This window comes from Bradyrhizobium pachyrhizi (genome assembly GCF_001189245.1).
In the GTDB taxonomy this organism is placed as follows: Bacteria; Pseudomonadota; Alphaproteobacteria; order Rhizobiales; family Xanthobacteraceae; genus Bradyrhizobium; species Bradyrhizobium pachyrhizi.
This window is the reverse complement of record NZ_LFIQ01000116.1, coordinates 97,166-108,191: the sequence shown is the minus strand read 5'-3', so window position 1 is coordinate 108,191 and position 11,026 is coordinate 97,166. Positions and strand designations below refer to the sequence as shown.

The following is an 11,026-nucleotide window of genomic DNA, read 5'->3' as shown; positions in this document are numbered from 1 at the left end:
GCCGGCTCGGCGTCGCCGTACTCGACATGGAGACGGGATTGCGCGCGAGCCGGCGCGGCGACGAGCGGTTCCCGATGTGCAGTACCTTCAAGGCGATGGCGTCGGCCGCGGTGCTGCACCGGGTCGACCGCGGCGAAACCAGCCTCGAACAGCGCGTGCAGATCGAGGCCAAGGATATCTTGGCCTACGCGCCGGTCACCAAGGGACGCGTTGGTTCGGCCATGACGCTGTCCGAACTCTGCGCGGCTGCCATCACGCTCAGCGACAACACCGCCGCCAACCTGCTGCTGCGCGAGATCGGCGGGCCGGCCGGCTTCACCAGCTTCTTCCGCACCATCGGCGACAATGTCAGCCGGCTCGACCGCTGGGAGGTGGAGTTGAACGAAGCCGTGCCCGGCGACCCGCGCGACACCACGAGTCCTGTCGCGATGCTGAAGGATTTGCAGCGCGTGCTGCTCGGCGATGTCCTGTCCGCGGCCTCGCGCCAGAAGCTGGTGGACTGGATGGTCGCCAACAAGACCGGCGACGCAAGGCTGCGTGCCGGCGTGCCCCGCGACTGGCGGGTCGGCGACAAGACCGGCACCGGCGAGCGCGGCACCTACAACGATATCGGCGTGTTCTGGCCGCCCGGCCGCAAGCCGATCGTGGTGACGGTCTACCTGACCGGGGCAAGCGCACCCATGGAGACGTGCAACGAGGTGATCGCCAATGTCGCGCGCGCCGTCGCGAATGCGAGCACCGGGCAGAGCGGCTAAACCTGCGACGCCGCGATCAGCGTCGCCGACAACATCAGGTCGGCCAGCGACCAAGCAAGTCGCTCGCCGCCTCGAACAACGCCGCAACGCGCAACAGTTCGGCATCGGCCCGGAAGCGGCCGACCAGGTGCAGTCCGATCGGCAGGCCGTCGCGACCGAAACCTGCGGGGATGCTGACGGCGGGATGCCCGGTCATGTTGAACAGCATGGTCCAGGGAAACCAGTGCGGCCGCACGCTGTCGAAACTCCGGCCATCGATCTCGATCGTGCCGAACAGGTCCTGGTCGATCGGCAGCGCCGACCGGGTCAAGGTCGGCATCGCCAGGAGATCGCCGCGCGCAAACAGCGACTGCACCCGGCGGAACAGCACGGTGCGCTCGAACATCGCCCGCTGGTAGTCGACACCGCTGACCTGCGCCGCCAGCGCGAGCTTCAGGAAGGTTGCGCTGAGATCATTCGGATGATCGGCCGCGAGCTTCTCGAAGCGGGTGCGCCAGACGGTGTGGTTGATCGCACGCCAGATCGGCTCGATGTCAAAGCCGTCGCCGGAAAACTCTTCGAGCTCGGCCCCGAGGCTCGCCAGCCGGTCGAGGCTGGATTTGAACGCCGCGGCCACATCGGACGTGACCGGGCGCCCCGGCGGCGACACGCAGAACAGCACCCGCCGGCCCCTGAGGTCGCCGCGCGGCGCGGCAAGCCCGAGATAGTCAGGCACCGGCACCCCGATCGACCAGGGATCCGACGGATCCTCTCCCGCCATCGCCTGCATCATCAGCGCCGTATCGGCAACGGTGCGCGTGGTCGGTGTGACATAGGTCTGGTTGCCGAAAGCGTCCTGCACCTGGCTATGCGGGATCACCCCGTTGCTCTGCTTGATTCCGACCACGCCGTTGCAGGCGGCCGGAATCCGGGTGGAGCCGCCGCCATCGGTCGCAACCGCCAGCGGCGCGATGCCGCTCGCGACCGCGACCGCCGCGCCGCCGCTGGAGCCGCCGCTGGACCGCTCGGCACTCCATGCATTGCGCGTCCGTCCGAACAGCGGCGAATCCGTCAGGCACTTGCTGCCGAACTCCGGCGTCGTGGTCTTGCCGATTAATATGCCGCCCTGGGCACGGAGGCGGGCCACGGCGACGGCGTCATTGTCGGGCACGTTGTCCCGGTACGGCACCGCGCCGAAGGTCGTCCGGACGCCTTTGGTGTTGACGATGTCCTTCACCGTGAAGGGGATGCCGTGGAGCAGACCGAGTGGCTCGCCAGCCGTGATTTGCCGCTCGGCGGCTTTCGCCTGCGCCATCGCCGCATCGCCGCACAGCGTGATGAAGCAGTTCAATTCGGGTTGCAGCCGCTCGGCACGGGCGAGCACCGCGCGCGTAATCTCGACAGGCGAGACCTCCTTGCGGGCGATGCGCCCACGAAGCTCAACGGCAGACAGCAGACACAGATCGTCGCTCATTTGGGCGTGGACTCGCGTCAAAGATGGTCGACGGACGCATCGTGCCGCGTGGCATGCCGCAAGTCCATCGGCTCGGACGCATGGCGTGCCGCCACGGAGCCGCGACGGCGCATGGCCTGCCGAATCGGCGGGCCCTTCCCTGCCGCGCGGCTTGGCAGCGACCGAGGATCATGCGACGCTCGAACCGAATGGCGCTGCTGTCAACATGACGGAGGACCACGCCTTGTATCGCCGCATTGCCCTCGCCGCGCTGATCGTTGCCGGCAGCGTGCACGGCAGCCTCGCGGGGCCCGATCCGGCGCGGTGCCGCGAGCTGATCCGCAAATACGAAACCGACAAGGCCCAGCTCAGCGCGGTCGAGATCTCGCTGTCGCTGTTTGCGGCCGCCAACGCCGATTGCATCAACCTTGCCACCGAGCTGCTCGATCACGGCGCCTCGGTCGATGCGCGGGACCGGCTGGGCGCAAGGCCGCTGAGCCACGCCGCCCGCTCCGGCCATCTCGCGATGGTCGACCTGCTGCTGGCGCGCGGCGCGCCGCTCGATGCGCGCAACCTCGCGGGATCGACCGCGCTGTACTTTGCCGCCGAGCGCGGCCATGTCGCGATCGTGCAGCGCCTGATCGACCGCGGTGCCGACGTCAATCTCACCGGACGCAGCGGCGCCTCCCCGGTCGCGGCCGCGGCCTATGCCGGCAGGGACATGGTGGTGCGCATGCTGCTGGCGCACGGCGCCGACGGCCGCAAGGCAGACGACACCGGCAAGCCGCCGGTCGTCTATGCCGCGGCGGGCGGCCAGCTCGGCATCGTCAAGCAGCTGCTCGCGCGCGAGATCGAGATCAACGCGCGCTACGCCAACGATCTGACACTCCTGATGTGGGCCGCCGGCCCTGACGAGACCGTGCCGGAGGCGCAGGCACTGGAGGTCGTCTCGTACCTGCTGGACGCCGGCGCCAAGGTCGACGACCGCGATGCGCGCGGCCGCACGGCACTGATGATCGCCGCCGAGGGCAATCATCCTGCAATCGCGAAGGCATTGCTCGCTCATGGCGCCGATGCGGCGCTGGCCGACAAGGCCGGCAAGCATGCCGCCGATCTCACCATCCTGTCGGCGCTGCGCGAGGAGCTGACGCCGCGTTGAGGCATGATGACCGTGCTCCCTCTCCAGAGAGCTGGGGTGAGGGTCTATCACCGCGTACACAGCAAGAGACGGGTTTGCGGAGACTCCCCCTCACCCGGATCGAGTCTCACGATGCGACATAGCCGAAGCTCTGCTTCGGCGTTCCAGGGCATGTACTCATTAAGCGGCAGCGGCTGAAGAGCGGACATTCCCTGAGGTCGCAGATGGGCCATAAGCAGACTCCCTTGCAGCTTGCCATCCAATAGGCCAGCATCAACACTCAAGACGTTCGATACTTTCCACTCGCGGTAGGGGAAGTCATGTCGGTCCACGAACATTGGCAAATGGATGCCAGCGCGCCGGAACTCTACGAACGCTATCTTGTACCAGCCATTACTTCGGTATGGGCGAGTGACCTGCTCGACCGCATCGCACCTAGGCAAGGCGAAAGCGTGCTCGACGTCGCCTGTGGGACCGGCATAGTCGCGAGGTCGACGCAGCAACTAGGCTTGGCGGGACGAGTGGTTGGCCTTGACCTCAATACTGCGATGCTCGCAATTGCGCGCTCGAAATCTCCAAAAATTGAATGGGTTGAGGGGAGCGCGCTTGACCTTCCGTTTGAAGCAGACTGCTTCGACGTGGTGCTTTGCCAACTTGGGCTTCAATTTTTTCCAGACCGGCTTCTTGCGCTAAAGGAAATGGTGCGGGTGCTGAAGCCCGCAGGACGCGCTGGGTTCAGCGTCTACAGCGCAATTGAGAAAACTCCAGCAGCACACGCTTTTGTGCAGGCACTCGATAAGTGCCTGGGAAAAGAGGCGTCGCGCACCAAACGTTCCGAGCACCTCTCTTGCGATGCTCAGGAGATTGCCGATTGGACGAAACAGGCGGGCTTTGATTTTGTCGATGTGGCCGCTGTGACCCAACAGATTAAGTTCCCGTCAATGTTGGATTATGTCCGCTTTCAGCTCACGGCAACGCCGATGGCTGGCCTCTTAAAGGACAAAGAGGCGCTTGAGCGGGAGCGGCTAATCATCTCGATTTCCGAGGATGCTGCCTCTCGTCTCGACCATTCGATGCTGGCAGGTGGCAAGCTGACATTTCCGCAGCAATCGTTCGTAGCGATTGCTTCCCTCCGCTAATGTCTGTTTTGGGTTCACTTTTGGACGCCGCGCGAGCGAGCGCCAAGGTTAGCAACGGGCCAAGAACCAGTGAGGCTGAGCGGTCTGACGGCAGCTGGCTCGACCTCCCCCGCAAGCGCATGGCAATCGCATATGGGCTCGATAGCTCCACAAAACTCGTCATGCCCGGCCTTGTGCCGGGCATCCACATCTTGGTTTCCGCGAAAGACGTGGATGGCCGGGACAGGCCCGGCCATGACGGCGCGGAAACACCGGTGCTGGAGCCATATGCGATTGCCCTGCCCGCAAGCGGGAGAGGGAGCGCACCTCCATCGCGCGCTATCCGACCTCATCCCATTAGCCTGCCCGCCGCTCACAGCCCCGCCAGATACTCCACCAGTGCGGCAAGGTCGTCGGGCGACGTTGCCAGCATCAGGTCGGACATGCCGGGATTGTTGCCGCGCGCACGGGTGCGGAAATCGGCGATGGTCTTGGCGAGGTAATCCCGCCCCATCCCGGCCAGCCGCGGCACCGTGCCGTCGCCCTGGAAGCGATCGAGATGGCAGGCCGGGCAGCCGACCGAGCGGCTGGCGCTGACCGCCTTCTCCGCCACGTCCTTGGGCGCACGCGGCTGGCCGAGGTCAGGCCACGGCTTCTGCGAAAAATATTCCGCGATCGCCAGCATGTCGTCGCGCTCGAACTGGGCCGCGATCGGCTGCATGATCTCGCTCTTGCGATCGCCGCGCTTGAAATCGCGCAGCTGGATGTAGAGATAGCCGGCCTGCTGGCCCCAGATCGTCGGAATGGTCTTGTCGACCGGCTTGCCGCTCTCGCCGTGGCAGCCGGCGCAGACCTGTACTTTTTCCTCAATCGTCTCTGCGCGCGCCTGCGCCGCCATCAGCAACAGCGCGACGCCGCAAATCATCCATCTACTGAACATCTGCTCATCCGTAGAAAACAGAGGCGGGACCGAACCGGTCCCGCCTCGCCGTCAATGTTTGCACGCGTAATGATGCATCAGCCCCAGGCTCAGTCGAGCGTGAAGGCGATGATGTTGTTGCCGCGCTTGTAGTCGAGCTGGGTGTTACCGCCCGCACCGACCACGATATATTGCTTGCCGCCGACCATGTAGCTCGACGGCGGCGCATTGACGCCGGCGCCGGCGCGGAAGCTCCACAGCTCCTTGCCGTTCGACGAATTGTAGGCCGCGAACTTGCCGTTGCCTTCGCCCGTGAAGACCAGGCCGCCGGCGGTAGCGAGGATGCCGCCGATCATCGGCTCGGGCGTGTTGACCTGCCATTTGATCTTGCCGTTGTTGTAGTTCACCGCGGTGATGTTGCCCGCCTGCTTCTCGCCCGGGATCACCTTGAAGGCGCCGCCCAGCCACAGCTTGCCGTTCGGATAGGCCGAGCTCTCGACGTGGTAGGTCATCGGCTGGTGCAGGTTGATCGCGTAGGCCAGCTCCTGTCCCGGATCGGTCGCGATCGGCGACCATTCGACGCCGCCATTGGCGCCGGGCAACATGCGCGCGCCTTCCTTGGTCGGCAGCACCCACATGTTCTCCTGCGGCACCATCGCCTCGGAGAAGCGGATCAGGCTGCAGTCCTTGCGATCGTGCACATAGATGTGCCCGGTCTTGCCGGCATGGATGACGCCGGGAATCGTCTTGCCGCTCTTGTCCTTGACGTTGACCAGCACCGTCGGGCTGACCGCGTCGAGGTCCCAGACGTCATGGGCGATGTACTGGAAGTGGCAGACATACTTGCCGGTGTCGAGATCGAGCGAGACCAGCGAGTTGGTGTAGAGGTTGTCGCCGGGCCGGTTCGAGCCGTCGAGGTCGGGCGACGGGTTGCCGACGACGAAGTAGATCCGGTTGGTCGCGAGATCGACCGACGGGTTCTGCCACACGCCGCCACCGAGCTTGGCATAGGGATCGCCGATCTTGGCGAGCATGTCCTTCTCGGCCTGGATATTGCGATGCATGTCGCGGCCGGTGGCGTCCTTGGTCGCCCAGACACCGACGGAGTTCTCCGGAATGGTGTGGAAATTCCAGAGTTGCTTGCCGGTCTTGGCGTCATAGGCGCGCACGAAGCCGCGGATGCCGTATTCGCCGCCGTTGGTTCCGATCAGTACCTTGTCCTTGACCACGGTCGGCGCCATCGTCTCGCTGTAGCCGAGCTCGGGATCGGCGATGTTGGTGGTCCAGACCACCTCGCCGGTCTTGGCATTCAGCGCCATCAGCTTGGAATCGAGCGTCGCCAGATAGACCCGGTCGCCGAGCACCTGGACGCCACGATTGTTGGGACCGCAGCAATAAACCGTGATCGGGCCCATCTTGTGGGCATAGTGCCAGAGCTGCTGACCGGTCTTGGCGTCGAGCGCATAGACATGGCTGAACGACGTCGTGACGAACATCACGCCATCGACGACGATCGGAGATGTCTCAAGCGATTCCTTGACGTCGGTCTGGAAGATCCATGCGACGTGCAGGTTCTTCACATTGTCCCGGCTAATCTGCTTGCCCGGATAGAATCGCGTCTGGGCATAGTTGCCGTTGGTGAGCAGGAAGTCCCTGGTGCTCTTGTCGGCGGCGTTGAGCTGCTCCTGGGTCACCGGAGAAACATTGGCGTTGCCGAGGACCGACTGCTTCTCCTGCTTGACTTCCTGCGCGATGGCGGCGCCCGACAACAGGCCAACGCCGAGTGCGGCGGCGAATGCCGCAATCCCTTTCACATACATATCTTCCCCCGTTATTTCTCGGTTGCAATATTAGGGATGCGTGTCTGCTACTTCCCTTCGAGGCCCGGTCGCCCTGGCGAGCCCGCAACCCGTTGCGTGGCCTGGTTGCGCTGCAATAGACGATCAAAAAAAGACGACGACAGGTATCGATGGATGGGTTCCATGTTAGCGCGGTCTTTCACAAAGACAACCGATGCGCTCAAAGCGAAGCCGAAGCAGCATGACTTCGCACGCTCGAAACGCAGCGATCGCGGGTTGGCATCAAATCCGAGCGATATCGGGTGCTTCGGACGCCTTCACGCATCGTCGGGCAGACTTGCCTTCGCAGGCGCAGCACGCAAAATGAGACTAAGCGTCAAGCGACGGCATCGCGCGGGACGTCGCGCCGGCTGAGGCCGCGCATGCCCTACCAATAGTCGGCCGGCAACTCCCGGCTCCGTGGCGGATCGGCGCCGGGCCGCGTGCAGGTGAAGGCGGCGCATTTGCAAGCAAAGGACAGCGCACGGGTCAACTCGGCCGCGGAGACGTCGCGCAACCGCGGCTGCGCGATCCGGTCCAGCCGATGCAACGCGGCGAGCATCGCCGCCTGAAAGCTGTCGCCGGCGCCGATCGTATCGACGACGTTCACCACCGGCGCTTCGGCCGCGATTGATCCGGCCTTGCGATGCCAGGCACAGGCGCCATCATTGCCGCGCGTGATGACGACGAGCGATGCGCCGCCCGACAGCAGCGCCTCGGCCCGCGCAGCATGGGCCTCGTCACCGAACAGATAGGCGAAGTCGACGTCGGACATCTTCACGATGTCGGCCTTGCCGCAGAACGCAAGCATGCGCGCGCGATAGGCGTCCTTGTCCTTGACGAGGTTCGGCCGGCAATTCGGATCGAGCGAGATCGTCACGTTCGGCCGCGCATCCTCGATCAAGGCCAGCGTCTCCGCAGCACCCTTGTCATGGACCAGCGTGGTCGAGCCGGTATGCACGCAGGTGACCTCGTCAAGCGCGACCGCATCGCGCCGATAGGTCCAGTTCCGCGACGCTGTGTCGGCGTCGTAGAAGGCGTATTGCGTCTCGGTGCCGGTGACGCGCGCAAACGCCAGCGTCGCCTGGTGATCGCTGCGCGTCGCCCGGCTGAGATCGACGCCTGAGGCTACGGCATGATCGGCGATCATCCTGCCGAATGTGTCGGCCGAGATGCCGCCGACAAAGCCGGTGGGAACATCGAGCCGGGCGCTGCCGATCGCGATGTTGAGGCAGGAGCCGCCGACCGCGGGCGTCATGGCCTCGCGTCCATCCGCCGTCCGCGACGGCAGGAAATCGATCAGTGCATCTCCGCAACTCAGCAGCATGGGGAAACCTTACGTCGGCGCTTCGCCGGGCGCCCGCCTCATCGCCTCGCGGCTGTCGCGGTCAAGCTCCCGCAGCATCTTGTGCACGCCGCGCTTCTTGCGGTGGAACTCGGCAAGTTCCGGCCTGGTCGGCTCGCTCAACCGCCCGAGCGCCGACATGCCGGCCATCGCCGCATTGATCGAATCGTGCGCACCGCTGGCGACCGCGCCCAGCATCGCGGCGCCGAGCAAGACGGGTTCTTGCGTCTGCGGCAGCGCCACTGTGTAACCTGTCGTGTCGGCCATGATCTGGCGCACCAGGGGGCTGCGGCTCGCGCCACCGCCGATCACGATGGTCTTGCCGTTGACGCCATGCGCCTGCAAGGCGTCGATGACGTCGGCAAGGCCATAGGCCAGCCCGCACAGGCCGGCGATGAACAGCCGCTCCAGCGCCGACACGTCGGTGTCGAGATCGAGCCCCGCGATCACCGCGCGCGAGCCGGGATCGGCATAGGGCGAACGGTTGCCGAGAAATTCCGGCAGAACATGAACGTTGCGCGCGAGCAGCACCGCAGCACCGGCATGGCCGCTGCGCGCCAGGATGCGCCTCTCGAGGTATTCGATGACGTCGACGCCGTCGGTCTTCGCCGCGAGCGAAACCTCGGCATGCGCCGGATGCGACTTGAGCAGGTGATCGATCGCAGCGCCGGCCGCGGATTGGCCGCCCTCGTTCAGCCAGAAGCCGGGCACCATGCCTTCGAAATACGGCCCCCAGACGCCGGGCACGAAGCAGGGATCGACCGTCGTCGCCATGATGCAGGCCGACGTTCCCATGATGTAGGCGAGCCGTTGGCAGACATCGACCTCGGCGCCGGAGCCATCGCGGCCGCCGATCGCGCCGACGCCGCCAGCATGGGCATCGATCAGGGAGGCACCGACCGCGGTCCCCGGCACGAGGCCGAGATCGCGCGCGGCATCCTCAGACAGCCCGCGGCCGAGCGGCGAGCCGGGCGGCACGATCTCGCTGCCGATCCGCCCGAAGCGGTCGGCCGCCAGTGCCTCGAGTCCGACCCGCTTGAAAAAGGATTCGCTCCAGCCGCCCTCGCCCGCGACATAGGTCCATTTGCAAGTGACCGTGCAGGTCGAGCGCGCCAGCGAGCCGGAGGCGCGGAACGACAGATAGTCGGCAAGATCGAAGAAATGCCCGGCGGCCTCGAAGGTCGCGGGCAGGTTCCGCTTCAGCCAGAGGATTTTCGGGATCTCCATCTCCGGCGAGATGGCGCCGCCAACATAGCGCAGCACCTTGTCGCCGGTCGCGTTGACGAATTCGGTCTCGTCCATCGCGCGGTGATCCATCCAGACCACGACATTGCGTACGGGATCGCCGGACGGGCTGACGGTGAGCGGCCGGCCCGCTCTGTCGAGCACGACCAGCGAACAGGTCGCGTCGAAGCCGATGCCTTTGACGTGTTCGGCCGCAATTCCAGCCTCCCGCATCGCTTTGCCGACGGAAGCGGCGCAGGCCGCCCAGATGTCATCGGACGATTGCTCGACGATATCGCCGGGCTCGTGCCAGACCCGGATCGGATGCCGGGCCGACCCGAGCAGCTTGCCCGACTCGTCGAACACGCCCGCCCGGGCGCTGGTGCTGCCGACGTCCACCCCGATATAGGCTTGCCGCATGACCGCTCTATCTTCCGTTGAGCATGATCCCCGGGCGCAAGCCTACCAGCAAGTGTAGCCGCCATCGACCAGAACGATGCTTCCGGTCATCAGACTCGCCGCCTCGGACGCCAGGAACAGCACCACGGAGGCGATCTCGTCGACCTGCCCCATCCGCGCCATCGGGGTTCCGCCGATCCAGGCGTCGTACATTTTGGGGCTGTTCTTCACGAAGGCATTCAGCGGCGTCTCGATATAGGTCGGCGCCACGGCGTTGACGCGAACCCCGCGCGCGCCCCATTCGGCGGCGAGCGATTTCGTCAGGTGATGCACCGCGGCCTTGGAGGCGTTGTAGAAGCACTGTTCCTGCGGCCTGTTGACGATGAAGCCGGACATCGAGCCGACATTGACGATGGTGCCGGATTTCGCCTTCAGCATGTGATTGCCGAAGGCGCGGCAGCACCAGAAGGTGCCGTTCAGGTTGACGTCGATGACGTTGAGCCAGTGCTCGTCGGTTACGGTTTCCGCCGGCGTCTCGCTCCGTGCGATGCCGGCATTGTTGACGAGGATGTCGACCTTGCCATACTTGCCGACCAGTTCGTCGGCGACCGCGGCGACGCGAGCGGAATCCGTCACGTCCATCAGCGCGATGTCGGCGTCGAAGCCCTTGGCCTTCAGCGCCGCCTGCGCGTCATTGGCAACCTTGGCGTCGCGGTCGCCGATGATGACCTTGGCGCCGGCTTCGGCGAGCGCTTCGGCGCAGGCGAGCCCGATGCCCTGACCCGCGCCGGTGATGATGGCGGTCTTGCCGCCGAGCCTGAATTTCTCGAGATACATTTTCTTCTTCCTTAGCTTCTT

Annotated in this window: 9 protein-coding genes; 3 read left to right on the top strand and 6 right to left on the bottom strand. The window is 65.3% G+C overall.

Annotated elements, in window-relative coordinates:
- Window positions 1–755, top strand: a 755-nt coding sequence (gene bla, locus AKL29_RS31495; protein WP_152977846.1) for a class A beta-lactamase, incomplete at its 5' end; no start/stop codon positions are given.
- A 34-nt stretch (window positions 756–789) separates the two neighbouring features.
- On the opposite strand, the gene AKL29_RS31490 is transcribed toward bla, so the two are convergent.
- A complete protein-coding gene (locus AKL29_RS31490; RefSeq protein WP_050386845.1) occupies window positions 790–2,208 on the bottom strand; it encodes an amidase in 1,419 nt (472 codons plus the stop codon).
- A 223-nt stretch (window positions 2,209–2,431) separates the two neighbouring features.
- Between AKL29_RS31490 and AKL29_RS31485 the strand changes: the two genes are divergently transcribed.
- Together AKL29_RS31485 and AKL29_RS31480 are read left to right on the top strand one after the other, a co-directional pair.
- Window positions 2,432–3,346 (top strand): ankyrin repeat domain-containing protein, encoded by a 915-nt coding sequence (locus tag AKL29_RS31485; RefSeq protein WP_193395265.1) that lies wholly within the window; start codon window positions 2,432–2,434, stop codon window positions 3,344–3,346.
- 299 nt (window positions 3,347–3,645) lie between these two features.
- Entirely contained in the window at window positions 3,646–4,464 is an 819-nt protein-coding gene (locus tag AKL29_RS31480) for a class I SAM-dependent methyltransferase (protein ID WP_038377577.1), read from the top strand.
- 352 nt (window positions 4,465–4,816) lie between these two features.
- On the opposite strand, the gene AKL29_RS31475 is transcribed toward AKL29_RS31480, so the two are convergent.
- The 5 genes from AKL29_RS31475 to AKL29_RS31455 all read right to left on the bottom strand — a co-directional run bounded on the left by AKL29_RS31475 (window position 4,817) and on the right by AKL29_RS31455 (window position 11,005).
- Window positions 4,817–5,383, bottom strand: coding sequence for a c-type cytochrome (locus AKL29_RS31475; RefSeq protein WP_244482525.1), 567 nt, complete (start codon window positions 5,381–5,383; stop codon window positions 4,817–4,819).
- An 89-nt stretch (window positions 5,384–5,472) separates the two neighbouring features.
- Window positions 5,473–7,182 carry a pyrroloquinoline quinone-dependent dehydrogenase gene (locus AKL29_RS31470; protein ID WP_028334903.1) on the bottom strand — a complete coding sequence of 570 codons (1,710 nt, stop codon included), beginning with the start codon at window positions 7,180–7,182 and terminating at the stop codon, window positions 5,473–5,475.
- Between the two features lie 406 nt (window positions 7,183–7,588).
- Window positions 7,589–8,527: a carbohydrate kinase family protein gene (locus tag AKL29_RS31465; RefSeq protein WP_050386842.1), complete on the bottom strand. Its 939-nt coding sequence runs from the start codon at window positions 8,525–8,527 to the stop codon at window positions 7,589–7,591.
- Window positions 8,528–8,536: 9 nt separating this feature from the next.
- Window positions 8,537–10,189 (bottom strand): FGGY-family carbohydrate kinase, encoded by a 1,653-nt coding sequence (locus tag AKL29_RS31460; RefSeq protein WP_050386841.1) that lies wholly within the window; start codon window positions 10,187–10,189, stop codon window positions 8,537–8,539.
- Between the two features lie 42 nt (window positions 10,190–10,231).
- Window positions 10,232–11,005, bottom strand: coding sequence for an SDR family NAD(P)-dependent oxidoreductase (locus tag AKL29_RS31455; protein WP_028334900.1), 774 nt, complete (start codon window positions 11,003–11,005; stop codon window positions 10,232–10,234).
- Window positions 11,006–11,026 lie beyond the last annotated feature (21 nt).

Coding starts and splice junctions, on each gene's coding strand:
- AKL29_RS31480 (WP_038377577.1), top strand. CDS start 3,646: ATGTCGGTCCACGAACATTGGCAAATGGATGCCAGCGCGCCGGAACTC.
- AKL29_RS31490 (WP_050386845.1), bottom strand. CDS start 2,208: ATGAGCGACGATCTGTGTCTGCTGTCTGCCGTTGAGCTTCGTGGGCGC.
- AKL29_RS31460 (WP_050386841.1), bottom strand. CDS start 10,189: ATGCGGCAAGCCTATATCGGGGTGGACGTCGGCAGCACCAGCGCCCGG.
- AKL29_RS31475 (WP_244482525.1), bottom strand. CDS start 5,383: ATGTTCAGTAGATGGATGATTTGCGGCGTCGCGCTGTTGCTGATGGCG.
- AKL29_RS31470 (WP_028334903.1), bottom strand. CDS start 7,182: ATGTATGTGAAAGGGATTGCGGCATTCGCCGCCGCACTCGGCGTTGGC.
- AKL29_RS31455 (WP_028334900.1), bottom strand. CDS start 11,005: ATGTATCTCGAGAAATTCAGGCTCGGCGGCAAGACCGCCATCATCACC.
- AKL29_RS31465 (WP_050386842.1), bottom strand. CDS start 8,527: ATGCTGCTGAGTTGCGGAGATGCACTGATCGATTTCCTGCCGTCGCGG.